Source organism: Bacteroides sp. CAG:189, from assembly GCF_000432295.1.
Lineage (GTDB): Bacteria > Bacteroidota > Bacteroidia > Bacteroidales > Bacteroidaceae > Bacteroides > Bacteroides salyersiae.
The window spans coordinates 166,150-192,745 of sequence record NZ_HF991073.1; the positions used below are offsets into that span (position 1 = coordinate 166,150).

The window sequence follows — 26,596 nt, forward strand, 5'->3', positions numbered from 1 at the left end:
AGAAGCCTCTCCCCAGCCCTCTCCGTGGGAGAGGGGGCTAAGTTAGTTTTGCAACTAATTAATAGACAAGGGTATCTGTACCCCCTCTCCCGCGGAGAGGGCTGGGGAGAGGCTTCTGTCTAAAACAAATTGGTAGTCAGCGTTTGTTTTCTCCTCTCATACTCTTCAAGCAATTCTTTCATGACCTCCGCCACAGACTGCTGCTGCCGAAATAAAGAAGCTACTTGTCCTATTTCCAATTCTCCTTCTTCAAGATCACCCTCAAAAATTCCTTTTTTGGCTCGTCCTCTTCCCAAAAGCTCCCGCAACTCTTCGGCAGACGCCCCACGATCTTCTGCTGCTTCTACCGCATCCCGAAAACTATTGGTCACTAAACGGGTAGGAGCCAATTTTTTCAATAATAATTTAGTGTCACCTTCATTCAGCCGTAAGCAATATTCTTTGAATACATCACTGGCTGAACTCTCATAGGTAAGCGCAAAGCGAGTCCCGATCTGTACACCTTCCGCTCCCAATACCATGGCTGCCAGAATTCCTTCACCGGTTGCAATACCACCGGCAGCTATCAAGGGCAGAGTAGTAGCCCGGCGAACAGCCGGAACAAGACAGAACGTAGTGGTTTCTTCACGTCCGTTGTGCCCTCCGGCTTCGAATCCTTCAGCCACAATCGCATCCACACCGGCCTCTTCGCTCTTCACTGCAAATTTAGAAGAAGAGACAACATGCACCACCGTAATTCCACGTTCTTTCAACCATCCGGTCCATGTCTTCGGATTACCGGCAGAAGTAAAGACGATTTTCACTCCTTCTTCGACCACGATATTCATCACTTCTTCTATCTGCGGATACATCAATGGAATATTCACTCCGAAAGGCAAATCGGTAACAGCCCGACATTTTCGAATGTGTTGACGCAGAACTTCGGGATGCATAGACCCGGCACCAATAAGTCCCAACCCTCCGGAATTACTTACTGCCGACGCCAAACGCCAACCACTGCACCATACCATACCTCCTTGAATAATAGGATAACGAATACCCAAAAGAGTAGAAATTCTATTCATAAATCGAATCTATTTATATTTATTTTCCCCTCTCCATCGTTGTATGGAGAAGCCTTCCATTTTACTAATTTAACAAATTCACCTTTTAGATAGTTCAATGAGTAATGAATTGTAATACAGGCTTCGGAACAAGGACGGTAGTCGAATCACCGTAGGTTTTCAACACTTCTAAGGTGCGGGCACGGCGTTCACGTCCCTTTTTATCCCAAAAATCCTTTGTAAAAACATACATGAAATTAAAACCGCCGATAGCCACACCTGCCATCGAGCCATTCGACTGCCCGAATAACGGCTTATACTGCAACTTAATAGCTTCAATCTCGGTCAGGGAAGGCTGCGTTATCACCATAACCCTCAACGGCGCCTTCGATGTATTGGTATACCCTCTGAACGTCTTGATCCGATAAAAAGGGTCTCCTCTCCAAGTATCCTTACCTACTTGTATCTTTTTCTGATAAACCGGATCCCAGTCATAAGGAGTATTCGCCTTATAGGGATGCAGAGAAAGCATCTGCCTTTTTTCCAACGGTAAGGTATTGGGTAAGGCAGAAGGAAGAGATTCGTCCGGCAGCATCCAGTTCTTCTCCGTCGACATCAACGGAGTTCCCATTATATCCGAACCGAAATCAATCTGTTTCACAGCCTCCGGATTTAGTTTTATCTCGCCCTCCTCTTTTAATACACGACTGAGATTTAACGAATCCTTCTTCGTCCATTCCTGAGAATAAACCACAGGAACAGACAAACAGATCAATAAAAACAATATAAAGCACTTCGTCATTCTCAAATTTCATTTATCATTTATAGGATCAAAGCATCATTAATGTATGTTCCGTCATCCTTGTCCATTAAGTATACAACTCCCCGGCCACTGACAAAATCAGCAGCAATATAATAAAACGTTTAGCCATGTTCAGTTGTTTAGACTACCACCAGCGATAACCACTTCCGCAAAGCGGTTCATCATAACAGGGATCAATCGTCCAAGCCGTCCGGGGATACTTTCTGGTTTCCCACCAACGACGATAACGGGCAGCCGCATCCAGAATTTCTTCATCGGACAAGAAGTAAATAGCTTCATAGTTCTCAGCATTCACTTCGACCATATGACATCCCATAGAAGCAGGAATTCCAAGACGAATACTTTCTACAGTCCACAAAATACACTCGCCCAAACGTATCTTGCCACTGTTACTATTGTACACGGAAGGAAATGCAGGTATCACACTCAAATCCTCCGCATAAGCAAGTAATTCGGGAATATCCTCTTCCGTAAAATGAGGAACTTCAACAATTCCTTTTTCATTTTTAGTATTGTAAGTTCCGGATTTCAGTTGTTTCACAAAAAGGTCGACATCCGGATTATTATAGTCCAAGGTCTCTTTACCGCATCCCGTAAGCATAAGCGCCATCAAAACAGCAAACAGCATCATCCATGTTTTTTTCATAACACACATTATTATATGGTTAATAAGTCATGCGAAGTCCGCATAAAAGGTTAAAATTAGTGGGGCGTTTGGTACGTATCGTTTCAATTCTCGAATCCGTATCAAAATGATGTGATACTCCCGGCTCTGCAAAAAGCGCAATCCGGTCATTTACTTTATAACTTACTCCCACTCCGGCCGTCACAGCCAATTGTACCGGTTCGTTTTTGAAATTATTACTGGGTGCACCGGCTATACACTTATCAGCAACCGCCCCTATAGAAGCGTATAAATCAAATTTCTTCAGATCGGCCAAATACACATTCATTTTAACCGGAATACCCAGATAGTGAAGCCCCTGACCATTGGCACGGAGATTTGAATACGCCAATCCGGTCTCTATACCCAAATATTCACCCAATCTTTTTTCGATTGTTACTCCTGCCATAACAGGCATCTTATATTTCCGTTTTTCTGCCGGAAGCGCCGTACCGACAGTAGTTTTTACAGCCCAAGTACGTTTCTTTTCCACTTTAGATACAACAGAAGCCATATCCGGTTCTTTTTCTACCGCAACCGGAGCTATATCATCGTTTCCCGAACTTGTCTTCCAGATATTATCCCCCGCATTTCTATCTCTTACATAGCCGTTATTGGTAGCCGTAGCCGAAAAACTGAATGACACGGATAATGTCACAGATACCGAATCGTCATCCTCTTCATCAGCATGGGACAATACAGCCATTTTACCCGGTGTGGGTTTGTATAATACAGGTTCGGTCCGGGAGGGTGAAAATGATTGATTCGCCCTATCGCCATCCAACGTTCCCACTCCCGACACAGCAAGCTGTGTAAATGCTTCCTCCATCTCCTCTTTGGGTGAGAAAAACCAAAAAGCCGCTGATGATGCTGCCAATACGAGTAATACGGAAGCGGCGGCAGCCACCCGGAAGAACAATACCCGGCGCCGTTGCTGGCAGCAAGCAGCCACATCCTCGTTCAGTTCTTCCCAGAAGCTCTCCCTCACCGTCATTTCAGCATGACCGAGACGAGAACGGAACAAGTCGGTTATTTCATCATTTTCTCTCTTCATGGTTTCTATATTCTTTAATTCTTTTTGCTAACAAATATTTGGCTCTGTGAAGTTGTGAAGTAGACGAATGTTCTTTGATATGAAGAATTTCGGCTATTTCCTTATGCGACTTCTCTTCAAACACATAAAGGTTGAATACGGTTCGACACCCATCTGGCAAATCAGCAACGAAAGCCATCAGTTGTTCTTCAGATATATCGCTCCCATTTTCTGTTATATCCGGTATATCCGGAATCTGTTCCTCATGCACTATCACTTGAGTGATACGCTTTTGCCGTCGGAGATAGTCAAGTGCCTGAGTCACCATCACCCTTGTTATCCATGTGCCTAACGACGACTCTCCACGAAACGAAAAATGAGTAAAAATTTTAATAAAACCATCATGCAATACATCATAAGCCGCATCCACATCGCCTGTATAGCGATAACAAACCGCCAGCATCTTGTTGGAATAGAGGGTATAAAGTTCCTTTCGGGCGGAATCCTTTCCTGCCCGGCAGCCCTTTATCAGTTCTATCTCGTTTTCCAATGTCAGTGCTTTTTTACAGACGCCTCTCTGCGTCGTTTGTTAGTTAGACGCAACATTCGAAAGAATGCTGCAAAAAGAATATCTAAAAGAAGTTAAAAACAGACTACCCATAAAAAAACTTCCATCAGGCAGACAAGATTGTTTGCAAGCCTATGGAAGTTCAGTTAATAATATAGCAAGCCCTATCAGCAGGCTTTAAAACTCATATCCAGACCTTTCACTGAATGCGTCAAAGCTCCTACGGAAATAAAATCGACTCCACATTCTGCATAATCACGCAGCGTGTCGAAAGTGATACCACCGGAAGATTCGGTTTCATATTTTCCAGCTACCATATCAACCGCCTTCTTTGTCATCTCCGGTGTGAAGTTATCGAACATAATGCGATCTACCCCGCCCAAATCGAGTACTTGCTGTAATTCATCAAAATTACGGACCTCAATTTCTATTTTCAGATCTTTGCCTTTTTCCTTGCAATATTCCTTGGCACGAGTAATGGCCTTATCAATGCCACCGGCAAAATCCACATGATTATCTTTCAGAAGGATCATATCAAAAAGTCCGATACGGTGATTCACACCACCGCCGATCTTGACTGCCATCTTTTCCAGAATGCGCATTCCCGGCGTAGTCTTACGGGTGTCGAGCACATGAGTATGAGTACCCACCAGTTTCTGAGCATACTTACGGGTCATTGTAGCGATACCGCTCATACGTTGCATCACATTCAGCATCAAACGTTCCGTCTGCAACAACGATTGCACTTTGCCTTCTACCACCATCACTATATCACCCGGTTTCACTTCCGTACCGTCATTGATAAAAACTTCTACTTTCATTGTAGGGTCAAAGCGATTGAAAATTTCTTTCGCTACTTCAACTCCGGCCAATACACCGGCTTCTTTAATCAACAATTTGGATTTCCCCATTGCAGTGGCGGGGATACATGAGAGAGTAGTATGATCGCCGTCACCTATATCTTCTGCAAAGGCAAGATCGATCAACTTGTCTATCAATTCTTTTTCTTTATTCATTGGTTTTGTCAATTCTTATTTGATGAATTAAATATTTGTTCTGAACTCTTTTGAAGAAACAATTCACCCGAAAGTTTCCATTAGCAGTAGTCAAGGTACCTATAACAAAACTCGATTCGTCACGCTTCCCCTGATGGTTTACATTGAAGCCACTAACTTTATTGTCGGCAAAAAAAGTATTCATTGTACTTTCAGCAGCCTGCTTGTCAGTGTTGGTAGAGCGGGCCTGAATGATGAGATCAACCTTATCACCCAAGAATTTATTCAGCTCTTGAGAACTTCCTTTCTTAAATGCCAGAACTACACCCACCGGCACATCCTGTGCCAAAAGCGTAGATACGGAAAACATCAATCCGGCAATCCATAAAAGTACCCGTTTTTTCATAACCACAAGCTTTTCAGACATCAGTTTTCAGCAAAATCTGATACCTAATGATACGCAAAGGTAAGCATTTATTGCAGAAAACAATAAAAAACAGCTATTTTTGTGCGATAATCAGAACTGTATCAACATGAAAACGACTTTGCTCGTCGTAGGACGAACCGTAGAACAACATTATATCACCGCCATCAACGATTATATTCAGCGCACGAAACGCTTCATTACTTTTGATATGGAAGTAATCCCCGAACTTAAAAACACCAAAAACATTTCGATGGAACTACAAAAGGAAAAGGAAGGGGAACTCATTTGCAAAGCCTTCCAACCGGGAGATGTCATCGTATTGCTCGACGAACATGGAAAGGAAATGCGTTCTCTGGAATTTGCGGAGTGGATGAAACGCAAAATGAACACGGTCAATAAGCGGTTGGTGTTCGTCATCGGAGGTCCTTATGGGTTCTCACAAAAAGTATATGATGTAGCACACGAAAAAATTTCGATGTCGAAGATGACTTTCTCCCATCAAATGATACGGCTCATTTTTGTAGAACAAATATATAGAGCAATGACGATTTTAAATGGCGGTCCCTACCATCATGAATAACTTTTTATATTCCATCATTCTGACTCATTGTTATTTAACAAATAAATAAATACAGTACATTTAGCCTCATTTTCTTAGTCTACGAGAAAATGTATAAATATACAATTTCGACGAATGACTGATAATTATTACCATGTATACCATAGTACAACTAATTCATCACCTTCCCCCGACCTAACTATTCCTAAAAACAACCATAAGCATCTCCGAAGTCCACACAAATCTGTAACAATTTCAGAGCAACGAAAAAAAAAAGACGGAAAGGGAAAAAGCATTTTCCTTATCAAAAATACACAACAGGAAATCAAGCCAATAAAACCCTAATTACCAATCAGTTACAATTTACTATTTTTCCTCTACGAGAAATAAGTCGAAACTCGTAGAGAAACCCCTCACTCCTCTACGAGCAATGACATGTTTCTCTACGAGAAATGATACATTAATTCAGAAGACACAACACCTATATAAAACCAAAAGAATTCAATGAAAAGGTGACATGTAAATATAAATAAATAAAAAACAGAATGTAGATTCAATAGAAAAATACCCTGTTATATCACTCATTAAAATTGAAATTTAAGAGAAAATAAGATACCCCATCAACTGCTATAAAATATTCATTACATCGTCATAAAACAGCTATTAATATAAAAAAAAGACAGCATCTAATGATTATAAGTCACAAAGAGAACCAATATTAGTAACAATTTGATATTATTATCACATTTGTCTCGTATTTAAATTGATAATCTCATATTTATTTATATATTTGCATGCATTCAATCGTGTACAATACAAAATTAAACCTTAAGAAAACTTATGATTAGAAAATTTATGTTGCTAATAGCATGCTTGCTAACGAGCATAAATGTAGTAACGGCACAGACATCCAAAGTAACAGGTGTGGTCATTTCAGAAGAGGACGATTTACCTGTTGTTGGTGCCTCTGTTTTACTTGTGGGTACCAGTATCGGTACTATCACCGATGCCAATGGAAATTTTGTCTTATCAGACATTCCCGTTTCCGCAAAAAAAATACGGATTTCATTTATTGGCATGGCTACTTATGAAGGAGAAATCAAACCCAACATGAAAGTTATCATGAAGTCGGACTCACAATTAGTCGATGAAGTTGTGATTGTGGGTTACGGCACAGGCAAAAAGCTCGGCTCCGTAGTCGGTTCTGTTTCTACGGTCAGCAATAAAGCGTTAGAAGCCAAGCCGACAATGAATTTTGCCGATGCACTTCAAGGACAAGTAGCCGGTATGCAAGTGTTTACCTCCTCCGGTGAGCCTACGGCATCTTCTTCCATGCGTGTCCGTGGATATACCTCTTTAAATGCAGGAACTTCACCTTTATATATATTAGATGGCGCACCTGTATCGAGTGATGTATTTACATCACTAAACCCTAATGATATAGAAAATGTAACCGTACTGAAAGATGCATCTTCCACCTCCATTTACGGTGCACGTGCAGCAAATGGAGTTGTTTACATTACAACTAAAAAAGGAAAGACCAGTGAAAAAGCCAACATTACCATTCGCGGGCAATATGGTATTTCACAATTACCCGACTTCAAAAAAGATATGATGAACGCACAAGAGTTCATTCAATTCAAATTGATGTGTGATCCTTCATTAGCCACCAATCCTCAATTCATGGCTGATAAAGCCAGAATAGAGAAATATGGCTTAAGTATGGATTGGGCCGATTATGTATTGAGAGACAATACCCCTACTTATTCCGTAGATGCCAATATCAGTGGTGCTTCCGGCTCTACAAACTATTACATCAGTGCAGGGCATTTCGACCAGGAAGGAACCTCTTATCAATCGGGAGTAACCCGCGAAAATTTCAGAGTCAATCTAAATACCAAACTAAACAACTGGTTGAAATTCGGAGTTAATTCAGCTATCTCTTATCAGGATTATGCCACGACTCTGGGAGTCAGAGATAATAATGAAGGTGCTTGGGTAAACTCTCCGTTGATACTGGCCCGTACAGGCAGACCTATCGACTTCCCATACGAGATTATAGAAAACGAAGACGGTACGTGGTCACGTGGTGAGGATTTACTGCTATTGCCCGGAACAGGATACACCAACCCGATGAAGATTTTCCAAAACTCATCCATAAAGAATGAGCGCATCATGGGCAACTTGAATACCTTTATTGAAATCACCCCGTTTAAAGGACTTACTTTAAAAGGAGCACAAGCTTTTGAAGGCTATATATATAAATATAGAGGTGTAAATTACCCTTGGGAAGATAATGAGTTTAACGGAGACGTGGCCGAACAATTCCAGAGGGGAAGTAACTGGACTTTCACCAATACGGCCGAATATAAACACACTTTCAAAGGAAAACACTTTATGACGTTACTGGCCGGTCAAGAATCCATCATGCACAACTCAGACGGTTTTTCAGCATCCGGTAAAGGAATCGAGGATAGTCGCTTAACTCAATTATCCGCAGTTTCTTCGGCAACAGCCAAAGTGAACGGAGCACGTTCCGAGTATGTATTCAATTCTTTCTTCTTCCGAGGAGAATATAACTATGACGAGAAATACTATCTGGACGCTTCATATCGTCGGGACGGTTCTTCACGTTTTAGCGAAGACCACCGGTGGGCTTCTTTCTATTCTATCGGTGCCATGTACAACATCAAGAATGAAGCATTTCTCAACGATGTAGAATGGCTGAACGACTTACGTCTGAAAATCAGCTACGGTACCACCGGTAATTCTGAAATCGGTAATTATGCCTCTTTGGGTATGGTGGCCGGCGGCGGTTCATACAACTATAATAATCAGAGTGGTTGGGTAATCGGTACAGTAGGCAATTCAGATCTGACTTGGGAAACTTTGAAGAACTTCTCTGCCGGCGTTTCGACAAAGGTATTCGATCGTCTTGACTTCAGTGTCGAGTACTATCAGAAAAAGACGGTAGATATGCTCATGAACGTTCCTTTCTCTATGACTACCGGACATTCCACAGGTATGGGCAATGTAGGAACGCTACTGAATACCGGTGTAGATCTTAATATGAATCTTGAAGTTCTGAACATTAACAACCTCAGATGGAATGTATATGCGAATTTCAATTATAACAAAACAAAAATCCAATCATTGTTCAATGGTTTAGACGAGTTGGCATTTCCACAATACGGGTTGAAATATCAAGTAGGACACGATCCCAATGAATACTTTTCCGTGCTGTGTGCCGGAGTCGATCCACGTGACGGCGCTTTGATGTATTATGACTTGAACGGCAACAAAACCAAAACATTCACCATGGACAACATGCAGTTCACCGGAAAGAAGATGTTTGCTCCCTGCAGTGGCGGTTTCGGTACCTCAGTCAGTTGGAAAGGCCTGTCTGCAATGATTGACTTCTCATGGATCGGAGAAAGATACCTGATCAACAATGACCGCTTCTTTACTGAAAATCCCACCAATTCGAACATGGTCAATATGAACAAAAGAATGCTGACCATGTGGCAAAAGCCGGGTGATATTACCGATGTTCCTCGCTACGGAGTAGCCAGTGAGAATCTGCTACGCACCAACTATTTCCTGGAAAATGCCGCCTTTGTACGTTTGAAAAATGTGACAATCTCTTATGAACTCCCCAAAAGTATATTGAAGAAAACAAAAATCGTAGAGGGAGTCAGAATATTTACCACCGGACGTAATCTCCTCACATTCACACAATTCTCAGGAATCGATCCGGAGATAGACTCAAACCTTGCATTGGGAGATTATCCTAATTCAAGACAGTATACATTGGGACTTGAAGTTAAATTCTAAAGAAAAACAGAGACAGCTATATGAAAACATCAAAATCAATCATATTCACCCTCCTTTTCACAATTATACTGGCATCCTGCAATATGGACAAGTATCCATATGACAAGATACCTTTAGAGAGTGCTATAGAATCATTCGCCGACTGTCAGAAATTACGGACGGGAATGTACAGAGACTTACGCATTATTGCAGTTTCCACAAATGTATTAGCAGCCGAAATACAAGCCGACGGATTTCTCCCTCTTTCCTATTTCGGAAATCAACTCGGTGCACTGTATCGTTGGGAAGCAAATGCTTCGGAAAGTACTTTCAGCACCATATGGAGCAATAGCTATGTAACCATAGCCCAATGCAATTTACTGATCGAAGGCATCAAAAGACTACAGACAGAAGGCAAGTTTTCGGACAGCGAACTGCCTACCGTCAAAAACTACTTGGGAGAAGCTCATCTGATCCGCGCCATAGCTTACTCTATCCTGGTTGATAAATTCTGTGCGACATATGACCCTGCCACAGCAGAAAACTTTTATGGAGTGCCCATTGTGGACGAATATTCACCTTCTGCCGATAATACAAAATACCCGTCCCGGGCAACTTTGGCTGCAACCTACAGTTTCATAAAAGATGACATCAAACAGGCCAAAGAGAATATGACAGCCACCGGGCAACATTCTTTCGAGTACCTATCGACCGATGCGCTTACCGCATTTGAAGCAAGAATCGCCTTGCTGACAAAAGATTATGACACGGCTATCGACTGCGCGGAAGGACTTATAAAAGACGGCCGGTATCCGCTTATCAACAATGCAGCCCAGATGCAAGAAATGTGGCGTAATGATGTCAGTACAGAAGTAATTTGCCAATTATTCAGTTCCAAGCAAGAGTTAGCACCTGCCATGGGAAATTATTTCTTAGACGAAACAAACCATAAGCCCGTTTTCCTTCCTTCACGCGACATTATCAATTCATTCCGGGAAAACGACATACGTGTCAATTGTTACTTCAAAATGGAAGATATCTCATTTTCAACCAACGAGAAGCATAGGTTGGCGGTATTCACCAAATATCCGGGTAATCCGGAAATGTACGAAGGAGTTAACAATTATGTAAACAAGCCCAAAATTTTCCGCATTGCCGAACAATACCTCATCGCCGCCGAAGCTTACTATATGAGAGGTGAAGGAGAAGACGAACTGGCTGCATATGATGTTTTATATGAATTAATGTATGCTCGCGACGCTTCCATATCATTCAATCCGGTTTCCGGTTTAAGTCTCAGACATCTGATTCGTGCCGAACGTGAACGCGAACTGTATGGAGAAGGATTCCGCCTAACCGATCTGAAACGCTATGGAGAGGGATTCAAACGTCAAAATCCCCAATCAGTACAATTATCTTATGAGCTCGGTATGGACCTGAATATAAAAGCAGATAATACACGCTGGTTATGGGCTATTCCTAAAGCGGAAACAGATGCCAATCCGCAGATTAAGTATCAACAAAACCCGGGTTATTAATTTTATTCAAAAAGAGAAATACGATTATGAACTATCTGAAACGATTTGCAATATTGCTTTTGCCACTTATTATGATAGCTTGCAATGACGATGACAACCTCAATACCGGAACGGCCACCGTTGAGTTTCAATCTGCAGAAATTGAAATCAAAGAACTGACCTCTTCCCTGAATCTCCCCATAGTGGTAAAAGGAGAAAATAACGGACTTATAAAAGTCCGTATAGAAATGAAGGACAACAACAGTGGTTTTGAAAATGACAAAGACATTCTCATTACCGATTACAATTTAGTAATCCCTGCCGGAGTAGAAAGTGTAAATGTCGAAACGCTTCTTTCCATAGCCAATGACGAGATCGAACAGAACCGTTCCTTCTCGATAGCTATCGCCCACGTAGAAGGAGCGACAGCAGGAAGTAACGCAATATGTAAAGTAAATATTCTGGAAAACAGCCCTTTGGAAGGTAAATATATGATGGAGGGCAAAAGCCAACTCCAAACGCCTAATGGAGTAACTAACTATGCCTGCACACTCACCTCCGTAGACGACTCTTTCGAACAACTATACCTTGACTTCGGACAAGGAGGTGCTGCACTCGTAGAAGTAGAAGCAACCGAAAACCAGGGAGAATACAAACTGACCATTGCTGCAAGCCAGGTAATCGGTACATACAATGGAGACAATGTCGAATTAACTCACAAAGCCGTATCCAACGGCAGATGGGTAAAAACCACCGACCCGATAACGGGAATCTTCAAAAACAAAGTAGTAACATTCGAAATGGGACACGCTTTGGGACTTGAAGTTCCTGCCGTCGAAGGTTGGCTTGGGCTTGTAGGAAGTTATACCGATGACAGCGGAAATTCCATTCCCCTAAAATTTATCAAACAATAGATAAAGCAATCGTGAACTAAAAAAATGTGAATTTATGAAAAGACTATTACTTTTAGCAGCTATGCAATCAGCAATTCTGGTTGGAGCACAGACAAGATCTGATGGTCACCTCTTTTACGAGGATTTCGCGACCAAAAACAATTTCTCAGTTAATTGGACTGTTACAGATGCCAATAATGACAGTAAGACATGGGAATATATCGATGAGACCTCTTCTCCGGATGCAGATGGCGGTACAGGTTTGGCAAAGTATCTATACGAAAGAAACAATGCAGCAGATGATTATCTGACGACTCGTGAACCCGTCACACTAAAAACAGGAACTCACTGTCTCTCTTTCTATTACCGCACGTCTACCACCAGAAATAAAGAAAGTATGGAAGTTCTTTATGGTAAATCAAAAGATTTCTCTACCATGAAAGTACTGACAACTCTAACAGATGTCAGCATCAATGAATGGGAAGTCAGCATTAATGATTTCAACGTTGAAGAAGCCGGAGATTATTATTTCTCATTCCATGTTATTTCAGAAAAAAATCGGGCAGGATTTTGGCTTGACAATATTGCTATAGACGAAGGAGGATTCCAAGGAACTCCGGATATTACATTAGAAAATCTGGTACTTCCGGCTTCGGATTGTAATTTAGGAACTGCTCCCATCGGAGTTACGGTAAAAAACATCGGTACCGGTGCTATCAATGGCTTTAGTCTCTACTACGAAATAGACGATGCCAATAAAATAACACAAGACTTTACTGATAAGATTGCCGTAGGAGGTTCATTGGACGTTACTTTCACTACCCCGGCCGATTTCTCCGGCATAGATCAGGCATATAATGTAAAAGTAGTGGCAAATTGTGACAACCAGACAGTGACAAGCAATGATACCGTCAAAGGACGTGTTGTTAATTTATCACCAACAAAAGTTCCTTTCGAATCCAGCTTTAAAAAAGCCATCGATGTACTTAACTGGAATCCTGTTACCGCCAATGGTTGGGAATGGAACAGTCAGTCCGGTTGTTACAAGGCTAATACGACCTCTACCCTTTCATCCAGATGTATCTACATGGAACCGGGTGAATACAGAATCATTTTCAGCTATAATGCCGGAGACGAGTTGTTGATCGGCGGGCTCAAATATGATTACTTCTACATAGCATTCGGAAAAAGCGGTAGCGACATGGCAACATGGACAAAAATCAAAGAATTCAAAGAAAACACTCAAAACACCGTCACCAAGAAAGAAGTGCAATTTACTGTAGCAGAAGAAGGTAACTATGTCATCTGCTTCACTTCTACCGAATTGGCATATCTCGAAATTCATGATATCGCGGTAAGCAAAATTGCCGACCATGACGTAAAAGTAGAGTCGATAACTCCGAAAATACAACTTCCGAGAATTGTTCCGCAATATCACATCAACACAGCACACCAGTTTACAGTATCTATTGTAAACAACGGTAAGCAAGTTGAAAACGACATAAAACTGGAAATTAAAGGTAACAACGAGGTATTGGCAACAACTACTATCCCAACTTTGGCCGTAGGTGAAGTGAAAGAAGAGACAATGGATGTAAACTTGGTAAATGCCGTAAGTAATGAAGACGAAGCATTCTCCTTCATGGCCTTAGCAAGTATCTCCAAAGATGACTATCCGGAAGACAACGCTTTGGGTATCGCAACCATGGTATCCGATTCAACCTATGCATGGGACAATCCGTCAGACTTTGAATTTGGTGTAGGTGGTAAAACTGCCGGTACGGCATTCGGTACGGCATTCACTATCCTGAAAGAAGATGTATTGACTTCAATCACTCTCGGATTCATGCCTAAACCTGCTCAGGCAAATGATAAGCTGACACTGAACGTATACAAAATAGATACCAGCGACTCTTCTATGGGACAACCTTTGGTTAGTAAATCTGTAGTTAGAGGAGAAGGTGGAGAGAAAATCACATATGAACTTCCTGAACTCAATGTAGTTCCCGGAAAATATATGTTCGAAGTTAAGCAGGAAGGAAGCAACAACATGGGACTTGTATGCGACCAAACTGCAAACGGTCTAATTGCAGTTGGTAAAAACGGTTTCCTCAACGAGTTACCCGGATATGGTTATCCTTATGTACGTCCTAACTTTAGCAAAAATGCTTCTACAGGATTACAGAACGGTACAGCAATAGAAACAACCCTGCAACTTTACCCCAATCCTGCCAGCGAAGCGATTACCATTAAAACTGTTGGAAAGAATATTGAAAAAATCAGTATCCACAGCTTAGTAGGCCAGACGGTTCTTACCGCAATCGGCAATGGTACGGCAGAACAAAACTTGGATATCAGCACTTTGAGTGCAGGTACTTATCTGGTGGTTATTAATACAGAAAACGGAAAAGAGACTGTTAAGCTTATCGTAAAATAAGAATAAGTCCATAAGTATATAAGTATAAAAAATGTGCCGGCATGTAGTGTTTACCCTACTTTGCCGGCACATCTTGTATCATCCAAAAGAGTTTTACTCATGATTCATCAACCGATGCATCGCCATCTCTTCATATTTCGTTCCGGAACGGCCATAGTTGGCATACGGATAAATAGAAATACCGCCACGTGGAGTAAAGATTCCCGTCACTTCAATATACTTAGGATCCATCAACCGAATGAGATCTTTCATTATAATGTTGACACAATCCTCATGGAAAGCGCCATGATTTCGAAAACTGAAAAGATAAAGCTTCAAACTTTTACTCTCCACCATCTTTACATCCGGTAAATAGCTGATACGTATTTCCGCAAAATCAGGCTGTCCAGTAATCGGACAAAGGCTGGTAAACTCAGGGCAATTGAAACGTACCCAATAATCATTTTCAGGATGCTTATTATCAAATGCTTCCAAAACTTCGGGAGCATAGTCTTGTTTATATTCGGTCTTCCTCCCTAAAAGGGAAAGCTGGTCTTCTAACTTAGCCATATCTCAAAAATTTATTTTTACTTAACAAATACTCATCCAACCCCTGACGCCGCAACTTACATGCCGGACAATGCCCGCATCCATCTCCCTGTATGCCATTGTAGCAAGTCAGCGTATCATTACGGATAATCTCCAGTACCCCCAATTCATCGGCAAGCGCCCAAGTCTGTGCCTTATCGATCCACATAAGGGGAGTGTGAAGAACGAACTGTTCGTCCATTGCCAAATTCAGCGTCACGTTAAGAGACTTGATAAAAGCATCCCTACAATCCGGATACCCGCTGAAATCAGTCTGTGACACACCGGTCACAATGTGATTAATACCTCTCTCACGGGAATATACGGCAGCAATGCTAAGAAAAAACAGATTGCGCCCCGGCACGAATGTATTCGGAAAACTATCGGCCGGCTTCTCCTGATCCATCACCATGGTGGTATCCGTCAAGGAATTATGCCCTAACTTTCCGATAAAGGAAACGTCCATCACTTCAAACTCCACACCGGCATTACGGGCTATCTCACGCGCCAGTTCCACTTCCTTCTGATGTTTCTGACCGTAAAGAAAACTCAATGCACACACTTTTTTAAACTCACGTTTTGCCCAAAACAGACAGGTCGTAGAATCCTGTCCTCCACTGAAAATAACCAGAGCGGTATCTTTATTCATCATTGATCAAATTTCTTTAATTTTTAGTATATTATAGGAGATATTCTCATCATAGACATCGCTGCCGTCTATTTTCTTGATAGCATTCACCACCCGGATGGTAACCGGCAGGATAATGACTTCGTACATCGATTTCAGTATAATCTGGATACCCATCATTATCAAAAGTTCCGGCCAAGCAATGACACCTCCGAAAGCGACCGGAAAGAAAATGAGTGAATCAGCCGTCTCTCCCACTATCGTAGACAAAATGGCACGTACCGAGAAATTCTTACCGCCACTCGCCACTTTCATTTTACTCATCACATAGGCATTGAGGAATGACCCCACTAAAAAGGCCGTCAGGCTGGCTATCACAATACGGGGAGCCATTCCAAAAACAAAATCAAAATGTTCTTCACCCTCCCAAAAAGGTGCTGCCGGAATAGCAACCGCAATCAACCCCAATGCTACCACAAAAAAGTTCATGGCAAAACCACTCCAGATAATAAGACGCGCTTTCTTGAATCCCCAGACTTCGGCAATGCAGTCGTTGATAATATACGAAATAGGAAATACAAGCAAACCGGCAGTAACGGTAATACTACCCACCTGAATCACTTTTGTTTCAAGAAGATTGGCTGCGATCAGACATACATTAAATAATATGCCAAGCAACATGAAGGGAACTGATACTTTTTCTTTCATACTCCTGTTTTTTACGTGGTGTTCTAGAATACACGACCGCTATTCACGGCATCATACGTTTATTAATTCGGACGGCAAAGATAAGACATTTTTTTGAAATCGACTATCACTAATTTCCAAATTCCTTCAAGTCTTTCTGTAACCGTTTGCGCACAAAGAATAGCCGGCTCTTTATCGTGCCGACCGGAAGCCCCATCTTCTCTGCTATTTCAGTATATTTAAAGCCGGAAACATACATGAGAAAAGGCCTACGCATTGATTCCGGTACAGCATTGATCACTTTATGGAGTTCCTTCAGATCGTAAGCATATTCAAAACGGTCTGCATCTTCCGCTTCAATCATACTTTGTTGGCTGATTGTATAATTATCATCAATCATAGACATCTCACGGGTGGCACGGCGATAATTATTAATAAAAAGGTTGCGCATGATAGTATACATCCAACCTTTAAAATTCTGTGCATGAACGAACTTCTCTTTGTTATCCAATGCCTTCAACATACATTCCTGTACTAAATCATTGGCAGAATCCTGATCTGCAGTCAGTTTGAAAGCAAAATGACGCAATTCCGATTCCATCTCTACTATTTTGCATGTTAGTTTATCCATCGTTCCTCTATTATCATAATTTATACTGAGTACAAAGATGGAGCATTTTCACATAATACACCATGACAATTTTTCCGCAATATTTGACTATTTTTCCCTGAGGGGTTTCAACCTTTTCCCGTTTAAGTTGTTGTTTGCACATTCACCTAAAACTTAACTTATAATGAAAACAAAATTTAAATCAGTAGCCTTGCTACTTGGGATGAGCCTACTCCCACTCTGCGCAAATGCGCAGAAAAAAGTAATCATTGAAGATAAAGAACCAAACTCCATCATGTTTGTCTCAAGGGATAAAGCCGGAGATGAAATTATCCGGATAATGGAAGAAACTCAACTTAAACGTTTCCATGAACCGAAAGCTCCACGCTTTTTACTGACGGACCAAAAAGGAAAATTTGCCCTCGGCATTGGAGGATATGTACGTGCTACTGCAGAATATGACTTCGGGGGTATTGTAAAAGACGTGGACTTCTATCCCGCCCTTATCCCCAATAAAGGAAACGGTTATGTGAAAAATCAGTTCCAAATGGATGCCAGTACTTCCACTCTCTTCTTGAAACTGGTAGGTCATACGAAGAATTTAGGAGATTTTGTAGTTTATACAGCCGGAAATTTCCGGGGAGACGGCAAAACATTCGAACTTCAAAATGCATATGCTTCATTCTTAGGATTTACATTGGGATACAGCTACGGTTCGTTCATGGACTTGGCAGCACTACCTGCCACCATCGACTTTGCCGGACCTAACGGCTCTGCATTTTACCGTACTACACAATTAAGCTATCTGTATAGCGGATTAAAAAACTGGAAATTCGGAATAGCCGCCGAAATGCCTTCTGTAGACGGTACAACTACCGATAAAGTATCTATCAGCACCCAACGTATGCCGGATTTTGCCGCTTCCGCTCAATACAATTGGAATAAAAACAGTCACATTCGTCTGGCAGCTATCATCCGCAGTATGACTTACTCAAGTGATGTTTACCAAAAAGCCTATTCAACTACCGGCTTCGGACTACAAGCATCGACCACTTTCACTGTTACTCCCAAATGGCAGGTGTTCGGGCAACTTAATTATGGTAAAGGCATCGGTCAGTTTCTCAATGATTTGAGTAATCTGAATGTGGATCTTGTTCCGAATCCGGAAAAAGAAGGCAGAATGCAAACCCTTCCTATGTTGGGTTGGTATGCCGGCTTACAGTATAACATCTGCAAAAACGTATTCGTATCGGGCACTTATAGCTTATCAAGACTCTATTCGGAACACAATTACCCCAGCGACAATCCGGACGCCTACCGTAAAGGACAATACCTGGTGGCCAACATGTTCTGGAATGTAACTAGTAACCTGCAAGTAGGCGCCGAGTATTTAAGAGGATGGCGCACAGACTTCAACGATGCTACCCGTCATGCTAATAGAATGAATTTATTAGTGCAATACTCGTTCTAAAAAGAAAGACTTTTCGTCTCGATCAAAATGGAAAAGGAGACTTCACTGCTTTTTGAAAAAGCAAGAGTGAAATCTCCTTTTATATAATTATTGAAAGTTAGTTCACCTTATCAGAATTTATAATCAAGACCGATACCAAATACTTTATTGGTACGCGAAAAGACATCAGTACCCGGGATAGCTTGTCCTGCCAAAGCAGAAATTCCGTTGTAATCACTCCACTTTTTCGTATAATCCTCATAATCAGTCCAAAAATAAGCAATATTCAATTTCAGATTTTTAGCTATATTAAAGCCAGCACCAAAACCGAAAGAATAAGAACTGACAGCAAAACTCATGTCGCTTTGATAACTATCTTCCACACCATATTTAGTACGTTGCATACCGGCACTAATCTGTGCCCATTTGCATACATCCCATTCTATACCGGCCAAATATTCATTAGTACCTTTATCTATAAAATGTTGTTTTCCGGTTCTTTCGCCGGTAATAAGATTAGTAGCATCAGCCATCTTGGCATGGGTATCGAAAAAATGATGATAACCTACAGAAGCACGGAGTACAGGAAGAATCTCATAAGAAACGCCAACTGTCAACAGACTCGGGATATCATGAGGAGTATTTACACCGGGAGCAAATAGCTTAGTATCATCCACACGGGTCTTATTCTCTACATTCAATTTGGTATTAAACTCATATTTCACACCTACATTCCATTTACCCATCTTGAAATCAGCACCGATGATAGGTGTTACTCCCCAACCGGTCTGATCGCAATCCAAATATTTGTCTTGAGTTTTCCCTGCATAATCGGTAGCCATTGCCGCCGCAGCTGCATATTTTTTAGCAGCTTCCGGTTGACCGGCAACTTCCGCCGCCGCTGCCAATTTATTGAACTGATCCGCATAAGCAGCAAACGTCTGATTCAGATTTACCATTTTATCACCGATATTAGCTTGAATATCACGAATATGTCCTTCATACCCATTACTTACATAATTCATACGAAGCCCACCAAAAACAGATAAATAATCCGTTATCTTATAAGTGGCACCCAATTGAACACCGAAAATCATTTGCTTTCCACGCATATAACTATCTACAGAATACCTGTCCGTATTTGCAAATGGATTTTCAGGAAGCAGCCCTCCGTTCACTAAACCTGCTCCGGCCGCTTTCATAGCCATTGGAATAACAGATACTTGTGATTCAAAAGAACCAAGCCCTTCATTAAAAGTAGCCTTTCCGCCACCGCCTGTTACTGCAAAACTTCCGGAAAACGCCCAATCGCCTTTCTTATAAACAGCAAACACACTGGGAACAAATGGAGCTGATGCTTCTCCTTTATATACTTTTGTCGCATTCCCGCCGAATCCGGCAAAAGGAGCAAATGTGGAGGTAATCGTTCTCGTCTGAAATGCGCTCTGACCATTAAAAGAGAGATGAAATCCGTCTTCCATAAAAGCCAGACCGGCAGGATTGGAATATACTGCATCAATATCTGTTGAAGCATCACGAGCCAACATTCTCAAAAATAAAACATGTTGATTGGTATTTGTCAGGAGACCTCCCGCAAAAGTTGGAATTGAAACGATCAGCAACACAATGCTAATCAAGGATAATTTTCTCATCTAAATCTTTTTTAAGTTATTTCGGCCGCAAAGGTACAACAATATTGCACATAAGAATTATATTTGTGCATTTATTTTCATTTCAAGAGCCAAATTAGTAGAAAGTACAAACTGTTTCTAATGAAACAAAATCATAAGATACGCATCAAAGACGTGTCGATAATCGAAACAATCCTCCCTACATAAGTGTTTATTATATAAACTAAAAACAGAAAATTATGGCATATACAATTGCATTTTTCGGTACTAAACCTTATGATGAAGCTTCATTCAATGAGAAAAACAAAGAATTCGGATTCGAGATACGTTATTTCAAAGGACATCTGAATAAAAATAATGTGTTATTGACACAAGGGGTCGATGCCGTCTGTATCTTTGTTAACGATACGGCCGATGCAGAGGTAATCAGTACACTGGCTGCCAATGGTGTGAAACTCTTAGCATTGAGATGTGCCGGATATAATAATGTGGATATCGATGCAGCCGTTGCCAATGGAATAACCGTAGTACGTGTGCCGGCATATTCTCCCTATGCCGTAGCAGAATACACCGTAGCCCTCATGTTATCGCTCAATCGCAAAATCCCACGCGCTTCCTGGCGTACACGCGACGGAAACTTCTCTCTACACGGCCTCATGGGATTCGATATGCATGGAAAAACAGCAGGAATCATCGGTACGGGAAAAATCGCTAAGATACTTATCCACATTCTACGCGGGTTCGGCATGAACATACTGGCATACGACGTATATCCGGACTATAATTTCGCCCGTGAAAATCAAGTGGTATACACTTCGCTGGACGAACTCTATCATAGCGCAGACATCATTTCGCTACACTGCCCGCTCACCGAACAGACTAAATATCTCATCAATGACTACTCCATCAGTAAGATGAAAGACGGAGTGATGATTATCAATACCGGACGCGGACAACTGATCCACACGAATGCCCTTATCGAAGGATTGAAAAATAAAAAGATCGGTTCTGCCGGACTGGATGTATACGAAGAAGAAGGTGAATATTTTTACGAAGACAAATCAGACAGGATCATTGATGACGATGTACTGGCCCGTTTGTTATCGTTCAACAATGTGATCGTCACTTCCCACCAAGCCTTTTTCACCAAAGAAGCATTGGGAAATATCGCCACCACCACTTTACAGAATATCCGCGATTTTATAAATCATAAACCCTTGCTAAATGAAGTGAAGAAATAGAACCTTTCCCTCTCCCGAAATGTTAACAGCATATATAAACCCATAAAACAAAAGAGAAATTATGAAAAAGGTAATACATAAAGCAGATACTCGCGGACGTTCACTTTACGATTGGCTGGACAGTCATCATACATTCAGTTTTGACGAATACTTCGATTCGGAACGTATCAACTTCGGTGCGCTTCGCGTATTGAATGATGACCGCGTTGCACCGGGAAAAGGATTCCAGACGCATCCTCACAAAAACATGGAAATTGTCTCCATCCCCCTGAGAGGAAAGTTGGAACATGGAGACAGCAAAAAGAACAGCCGTGTCATTACTGTGGGAGACATTCAGGTGATGAGTGCCGGAACAGGAATTTTCCATAGTGAAATAAACGGTAGCACCACGGAACCGGTAGAATTCTTACAAATATGGATTATGCCACGCGAACGAAACACACACCCTGCCTACAATGATTACAGCATCCGTGAACTGGAACGTAAAAACGAACTGGTACCAATTGTTTCGCCCGATGGCAGTACGCCTGCCTCATTGCTACAAGACACCTGGTTTTCTATCGGAAAAGTGGAAACCGGCAAAAAATTAGGTTATCACATGCATCAGACTCACGGCGGCGTATACATTTTCCTGATCGAAGGAGAAATTGTTGTAGACGGCACTGTATTGAAACGTCGTGATGGCATGGGAGTGTACGAAACAAACAGCTTTGAAATCGAAACATTAAAAGATTCCCATATCTTATTGATAGAAGTCCCGATGTAAAGCATTCATTTAATAGAAATTATGAAAATCAATCTCGCCGGTATCCGGCAAGAATATACAAAAGGCGGATTAGGGGAAAGCGAACTCCCTGATGATCCGCTTTTATTGTTCAGTCAATGGCTCCAAGAGGCCATTAATGCCCAAGTAAACGAACCTACGGCAATGATCGTAGGCACGGTATCACCCGAAGGCCAGCCGTCTACCCGCACTGTATTACTGAAAGATATACACGATGGCAAGTTTATATTCTACACTAATTATGAAAGTCGCAAGGGAAAGCAACTCGCAAAAAATCCGCATATATCACTCTCTTTTGTCTGGCATCCATTAGAAAGACAGGTGCACATAGAAGGAACTGCCGGTAAAGTTCCAGCTCACGAGTCGGACGAATATTTTAAAACCCGCCCGTATAAAAGCCGTATCGGAGCACGCATATCTCCGCAAAGCCGCCCAATCGGCAGCCGGATGCAACTTATACGGAGTTTCGTAACAGAAGCCACCCAATGGATCGGGAAAGAGATAGAACGTCCACAGGAATGGGGTGGATATGCGGTTACTCCCACTCGGATAGAATTCTGGCAAGGCAGGCCCAACCGTTTACACGACCGCTTCTTATACAGTCTGCAAAAAGACGGAAATTGGAAAGTAGAACGCCTTGCCCCTTGATTTTCCTGTTTTTTCTTGTCCGTCACAAGAAGAATATGTAATATTGCATATCTAAACCATTAGCCTATGAAACTGGATTATATCTACCATAGCGGATTCGCCATCGAAGCCGAAGGGGTAACTATCATCATCGATTACTACAAAGACTCATCGGAAACCATACGAAATCAAAGCATCGTACACGACTGCCTGCTACAAAAACCCGGTAAGCTGTACGTGCTTTCCACTCATTTCCATCCCGATCACTTCAACCGTGAAATATTGACGTGGAAAGAACAGCGCCCGGACATCATATATCTCTTTTCAAAAGATATCCTGAAGCATCGTCGCGCCAATCCGGAAGACGCCATATATATAAATAAAGGAGAATCCTACGAAGACGACAATTTACGTATCGATGCATTCGGCTCTACAGATGTCGGCATTTCTTTTCTTATCCATTTACAAGGGATGAGCATATTCCATGCCGGCGATCTCAACAACTGGCATTGGAGTGAAGAATCGACCGAACAAGAAATACGTAAAGCCAACGGAGATTTCTTGGCAGAAGTCAAGTACCTTAAACAACAAATTTCCGCCATCGATCTCGTTATGTTTCCGGTGGACCGGCGAATGGGAAAAGATTATATGAAAGGTGCCGAACAATTCATCGAACAAATAAAAACTACTATATTTGTACCCATGCACTTCAGCGAAGATTATGAAGGCGGCAATGCCTTCCGGAGTGTAGCCGAAGCGAATGGATGCCGCTTCATCAGCATCACTCACCGGGGCGAAACATTTGATATTACTAAATAAAACATAGAATTATGAACAGATTGACACAACTTTTTTTTGTATTGTTCCTTCTATGCCTGCCGGTGAGCGTAATGGCACAGAAAGATAAAAACGATGACAGCAAATATCTCGCAGGTGCAGTTCCCGAAGTGGATGGCAAAGTAGTATTCTCCAAAGAGTTCAATATTCCCGGAATGTCACAAGATGAGATATTCGACCGAATGATGAAATGGATGGAAACAAGGCTCAAAGAGAACAAAAACCAAGGAAGTCGAGTTGCTTATTCGGACAAAGAGAAAGGAATAATTGCAGGCGTAGGCGAAGAATGGATCGTATTCAAGTCAAGTGCCCTGTCGCTGGACCGTACTTGGGTAAACTATCAGATCACCGTCACCTGCAAACCGGAAAAGTGTTTTATGGAGGTGGAAAAAATACGTTTCACTTATGGCGAAAACGAGAAGTATACAGCAGAGGATTGGATTTCCGATAAATACGCACTCAATAAGGCAAAAACAAAATTAATACGCGGACTGGCCAAATGGCGTAGAAAAACCGTTGACTTTGCCGATAATCTGTTTACCGGTGCAGCCCAAGCATTAGGAGCCGCAGGAGTTGCAACCGAACCGGTTATACAACCGGGCAAACAAGCGGTAATCACCCCCGGACCGGTAGTTATTACTCCAGCCAATCCTGTAATAGCAACCGATCCTTCCGTAAACAATAATCCATCAGCTGCCAATGTACCCGGCTACAAAGAAATAACTCCCGACCAAATACCGGCTAACGCCATCCAAATGGGAGCGGGAAACTTGGTTGTCGCTATCGGTAAGGATGCTTTCAATATGACTATGATGACAGCCAATGCCGGAGGTTCTTTAGGAAAAATGAATGGTAAACCTGTTGTTTTCACCATATTCTCTCCGGAGCAATCTTATGAACAAATAGAAAAGGCAGATACTTATTCCGTAAGATTCTATCCTACGAATCAATCTGAACCATCTATAATACTTGAATGTAAAAAGCTTCCGTCGCAAACTCCAATGGAGGGACAGCCACGTACTTATATAGGGGAAATTATGAAAGCTTGGATTAAATAATTATTCAATGTGCCAATATGTCAATGTGCCAATTGGCTGCGCCATTATGCCGCATGGTAAATTGGCACATTGGTATATTGGCACATTCACTCATTATTAAATTTTACATCATGGAAATAAAAAGTAGATTTGATCATTTCAACATCAACGTCACCAATCTGGAGCGCAGCATTACCTTCTACGAAAAAGCGCTCGGACTAAAAGAACACCATCGGAAAGAAGCTTCTGACGGTTCATTCATTCTGGTATATCTGACAGATAACGAAACTGAATTTCTATTGGAGCTCACTTGGTTGAAAGACCATTCAGAACCCTATGAATTAGGAGAGAATGAAAGTCATTTATGTTTTCGCGTAGCAGGAAACTATGATGCTGTCCGCCAATACCACAAAGAAATGAACTGTGTATGCTTTGAAAATACCGCAATGGGCCTATATTTCATTAACGATCCGGATGATTACTGGATTGAGATATTACCGCAAAAACAGTAATAAATAAAGCCTCTCCCCAGCCCTCTCCGTGGGAGAGGGAGTACAGATACTACTGTTTATTAATTAGTTACAATACTAACTTAGCTCCCTCTCCCACGGAGAGGGTTGGGGAGAGGCTTCATTTTTTATTATAATTGATCAACGTCTAATTCTACATATTTATTTTTATCACTATTTTTTGTGCCTGTTCGCCCTTTTTCTTCTTATCTCCGCTTTCATTTTGGCTGCACCGGAGCCGTGCAATCCTTTGATATAAGTCGCTTTTTTCGCTTTCGTCTTTACTTTCTTCTCATCCTGTTTCGGACCGTCTTTCTTACCCTTAAAAACGATTCCACCCATCATTGCATCTTCTAAGCTCATAATCTAACTTCTTTATTTCATAATTTTCTGTGCACAAAGATAATCCTTTTCTACGAATTATCTATCTTTGCCCCCTCAACAACAAATAATGACCTGATGGAAACAAGCATACTAACGGCCGATAAGGATCCGATGGGTACCGCCATAGCCGATTACTTCAATCATCATAAAGCCGACCGCTTACGTGTTTTTTCTTCACAGTTTGATGAAGATGAAATACCTGTCGGGCAACTCTTCCGTAATATAAAAACGATGCCAATGCTCGAGCGTACAGCTCTGCAATTAGCCACAGGAAAGATTTTAGATGTGGGAGCCGGAAGTGGCTGTCATGCTCTGGCCCTTCAGGAAATGGATAAAGAAGTATGTGCCATCGATATTTCTCCGCTGTCGGTAGAAGTCATGAAGCAGCGCGGAGTCAATGACGCCCGCTTAGTCAATCTGTTTGATGAACAATTTACCGGGCAATTTGATACCATTTTAATGTTGATGAATGGTTCAGGCATTATTGGTAGACTGGAAAACATGCCCGCTTTCTTTAAAAAGATGAAACAGTTACTCCGCCCGGGAGGGTGTATCTTGATGGATTCGAGTGACCTGCGTTATTTATTTGAAGATGGAGACGGTAGTTTTGAAATAGATCTTGCCGGAGATTATTATGGAGAAATAGATTTCCAAATGCAATATAAAGAGATCAAAGGTACACCGTTCGATTGGCTGTATGTAGATTTTCAAACACTTAGCCTCTATGCTGCCGAATGTGGATTTAACGCAGAAATCATAAAGAAAGGGAAACATTATGATTATCTGGCGAAACTTTTTTAAAGCCTCTCCCCAACCCTCTCCGTGGGAGAGG

26 protein-coding genes are annotated in these 26,596 nt (G+C 41.7%); 13 read left to right on the forward strand and 13 right to left on the reverse strand.

The window, feature by feature from the left end:
• Positions 1-119 precede the first annotated feature (119 nt).
• From QVP90_RS10865 to QVP90_RS10895, 7 genes are all read right to left on the reverse strand, one after another.
• Positions 120-1,064, reverse strand: a complete 945-nt coding sequence (locus QVP90_RS10865; protein WP_021936414.1) for an NAD(P)H-dependent flavin oxidoreductase — start codon at positions 1,062-1,064, stop codon at positions 120-122.
• A gap of 94 nt (positions 1,065-1,158) precedes the next feature.
• Positions 1,159-1,845 carry a DUF4858 domain-containing protein gene (locus tag QVP90_RS10870; RefSeq protein ID WP_005930325.1) on the reverse strand — a complete coding sequence of 229 codons (687 nt, stop codon included), beginning with the start codon at positions 1,843-1,845 and terminating at the stop codon, positions 1,159-1,161.
• Between the two features lie 145 nt (positions 1,846-1,990).
• A complete protein-coding gene (locus QVP90_RS10875) occupies positions 1,991-2,512 on the reverse strand; it encodes a DUF4943 family protein (RefSeq protein WP_005930323.1) in 522 nt (173 codons plus the stop codon).
• 19 nt (positions 2,513-2,531) lie between these two features.
• On the reverse strand, positions 2,532-3,584 hold the full coding sequence (locus tag QVP90_RS10880; protein ID WP_021936415.1) for a hypothetical protein: 1,053 nt from the start codon (positions 3,582-3,584) through the stop codon (positions 2,532-2,534).
• On the reverse strand, positions 3,568-4,113 hold the full coding sequence (locus tag QVP90_RS10885; RefSeq protein WP_005930319.1) for an RNA polymerase sigma factor: 546 nt from the start codon (positions 4,111-4,113) through the stop codon (positions 3,568-3,570). Before QVP90_RS10885 ends, QVP90_RS10880 begins: the two co-directional genes overlap by 17 nt.
• 185 nt (positions 4,114-4,298) lie before the next feature.
• Positions 4,299-5,147, reverse strand: a complete 849-nt coding sequence (gene nadC, locus QVP90_RS10890; protein ID WP_005930317.1) for a carboxylating nicotinate-nucleotide diphosphorylase — start codon at positions 5,145-5,147, stop codon at positions 4,299-4,301.
• Positions 5,140-5,532 carry a DUF4783 domain-containing protein gene (locus QVP90_RS10895; protein ID WP_288204317.1) on the reverse strand — a complete coding sequence of 131 codons (393 nt, stop codon included), beginning with the start codon at positions 5,530-5,532 and terminating at the stop codon, positions 5,140-5,142. Before QVP90_RS10895 ends, nadC begins: the two co-directional genes overlap by 8 nt.
• A gap of 127 nt (positions 5,533-5,659) precedes the next feature.
• On the opposite strand from QVP90_RS10895, the gene rlmH reads away from it, so the two are divergent.
• The 5 genes from rlmH (at position 5,660) to QVP90_RS10920 (ending at position 14,772) form a co-directional block, all read left to right on the forward strand.
• Complete coding sequence (gene rlmH, locus QVP90_RS10900; RefSeq protein WP_025819947.1) at positions 5,660-6,133, forward strand: 23S rRNA (pseudouridine(1915)-N(3))-methyltransferase RlmH; 474 nt, start codon at positions 5,660-5,662, stop codon at positions 6,131-6,133.
• 819 nt (positions 6,134-6,952) lie between these two features.
• Entirely contained in the window at positions 6,953-9,946 is a 2,994-nt protein-coding gene (locus tag QVP90_RS10905; RefSeq protein WP_021936417.1) for a SusC/RagA family TonB-linked outer membrane protein, read from the forward strand.
• Positions 9,947-9,966: 20 nt separating this feature from the next.
• Positions 9,967-11,463, forward strand: coding sequence for a RagB/SusD family nutrient uptake outer membrane protein (locus QVP90_RS10910; RefSeq protein ID WP_021936418.1), 1,497 nt, complete (start codon positions 9,967-9,969; stop codon positions 11,461-11,463).
• Between the two features lie 26 nt (positions 11,464-11,489).
• The gene (locus QVP90_RS10915; RefSeq protein ID WP_021936419.1) at positions 11,490-12,356 is read left to right on the forward strand and encodes a hypothetical protein; all 867 of its coding nucleotides are present in this window, start codon (positions 11,490-11,492) and stop codon (positions 12,354-12,356) included.
• A 34-nt stretch (positions 12,357-12,390) separates the two neighbouring features.
• Positions 12,391-14,772 (forward strand): T9SS-dependent choice-of-anchor J family protein, encoded by a 2,382-nt coding sequence (locus tag QVP90_RS10920; RefSeq protein ID WP_021936420.1) that lies wholly within the window; start codon positions 12,391-12,393, stop codon positions 14,770-14,772.
• Positions 14,773-14,865: 93 nt separating this feature from the next.
• On the opposite strand, the gene queF is transcribed toward QVP90_RS10920, so the two are convergent.
• The 4 genes from queF to QVP90_RS10940 form a co-directional block, all read right to left on the reverse strand.
• A complete protein-coding gene (gene queF, locus QVP90_RS10925; protein ID WP_005930298.1) occupies positions 14,866-15,321 on the reverse strand; it encodes a preQ(1) synthase in 456 nt (151 codons plus the stop codon).
• Positions 15,314-15,988 (reverse strand): 7-cyano-7-deazaguanine synthase QueC, encoded by a 675-nt coding sequence (queC, locus tag QVP90_RS10930; RefSeq protein ID WP_044094076.1) that lies wholly within the window; start codon positions 15,986-15,988, stop codon positions 15,314-15,316. Before queC ends, queF begins: the two co-directional genes overlap by 8 nt.
• Positions 15,989-15,994: 6 nt before the next feature.
• Positions 15,995-16,675 (reverse strand): queuosine precursor transporter, encoded by a 681-nt coding sequence (locus QVP90_RS10935; protein ID WP_005930291.1) that lies wholly within the window; start codon positions 16,673-16,675, stop codon positions 15,995-15,997.
• A gap of 109 nt (positions 16,676-16,784) precedes the next feature.
• Positions 16,785-17,285 (reverse strand): RNA polymerase sigma factor, encoded by a 501-nt coding sequence (locus QVP90_RS10940; protein ID WP_005930288.1) that lies wholly within the window; start codon positions 17,283-17,285, stop codon positions 16,785-16,787.
• A gap of 163 nt (positions 17,286-17,448) precedes the next feature.
• Between QVP90_RS10940 and QVP90_RS10945 the strand changes: the two genes are divergently transcribed.
• Complete coding sequence (locus QVP90_RS10945) at positions 17,449-18,735, forward strand: DcaP family trimeric outer membrane transporter (RefSeq protein WP_005930282.1); 1,287 nt, start codon at positions 17,449-17,451, stop codon at positions 18,733-18,735.
• Positions 18,736-18,845: 110 nt separating this feature from the next.
• Here the strand turns inward: QVP90_RS10945 and QVP90_RS10950 are convergent, their stop codons facing one another.
• Positions 18,846-20,366 (reverse strand): OmpP1/FadL family transporter, encoded by a 1,521-nt coding sequence (locus QVP90_RS10950; protein ID WP_005930279.1) that lies wholly within the window; start codon positions 20,364-20,366, stop codon positions 18,846-18,848.
• A gap of 218 nt (positions 20,367-20,584) precedes the next feature.
• On the opposite strand from QVP90_RS10950, the gene QVP90_RS10955 reads away from it, so the two are divergent.
• From QVP90_RS10955 to QVP90_RS10980, 6 genes are all read left to right on the forward strand, one after another.
• Positions 20,585-21,586 carry a 2-hydroxyacid dehydrogenase gene (locus tag QVP90_RS10955; RefSeq protein ID WP_005930277.1) on the forward strand — a complete coding sequence of 334 codons (1,002 nt, stop codon included), beginning with the start codon at positions 20,585-20,587 and terminating at the stop codon, positions 21,584-21,586.
• Between the two features lie 61 nt (positions 21,587-21,647).
• A complete protein-coding gene (locus tag QVP90_RS10960) occupies positions 21,648-22,352 on the forward strand; it encodes a pirin family protein (protein ID WP_005930274.1) in 705 nt (234 codons plus the stop codon).
• Between the two features lie 21 nt (positions 22,353-22,373).
• Complete coding sequence (pdxH, locus tag QVP90_RS10965) at positions 22,374-23,018, forward strand: pyridoxamine 5'-phosphate oxidase (RefSeq protein WP_005930272.1); 645 nt, start codon at positions 22,374-22,376, stop codon at positions 23,016-23,018.
• 66 nt (positions 23,019-23,084) lie between these two features.
• Positions 23,085-23,816: an MBL fold metallo-hydrolase gene (locus tag QVP90_RS10970; protein WP_021936421.1), complete on the forward strand. Its 732-nt coding sequence runs from the start codon at positions 23,085-23,087 to the stop codon at positions 23,814-23,816.
• An 11-nt stretch (positions 23,817-23,827) separates the two neighbouring features.
• The gene (locus tag QVP90_RS10975) at positions 23,828-24,892 is read left to right on the forward strand and encodes a DUF4468 domain-containing protein (protein WP_021936422.1); all 1,065 of its coding nucleotides are present in this window, start codon (positions 23,828-23,830) and stop codon (positions 24,890-24,892) included.
• Between the two features lie 110 nt (positions 24,893-25,002).
• On the forward strand, positions 25,003-25,383 hold the full coding sequence (locus QVP90_RS10980) for a VOC family protein (protein WP_021936423.1): 381 nt from the start codon (positions 25,003-25,005) through the stop codon (positions 25,381-25,383).
• A 171-nt stretch (positions 25,384-25,554) separates the two neighbouring features.
• Here QVP90_RS10980 and QVP90_RS10985 read toward each other — a convergent pair whose 3' ends face one another.
• Positions 25,555-25,743 carry a hypothetical protein gene (locus QVP90_RS10985; protein WP_021936424.1) on the reverse strand — a complete coding sequence of 63 codons (189 nt, stop codon included), beginning with the start codon at positions 25,741-25,743 and terminating at the stop codon, positions 25,555-25,557.
• A 96-nt stretch (positions 25,744-25,839) separates the two neighbouring features.
• On the opposite strand from QVP90_RS10985, the gene QVP90_RS10990 reads away from it, so the two are divergent.
• Positions 25,840-26,565 (forward strand): class I SAM-dependent methyltransferase, encoded by a 726-nt coding sequence (locus QVP90_RS10990; protein WP_021936425.1) that lies wholly within the window; start codon positions 25,840-25,842, stop codon positions 26,563-26,565.
• Positions 26,566-26,596 lie beyond the last annotated feature (31 nt).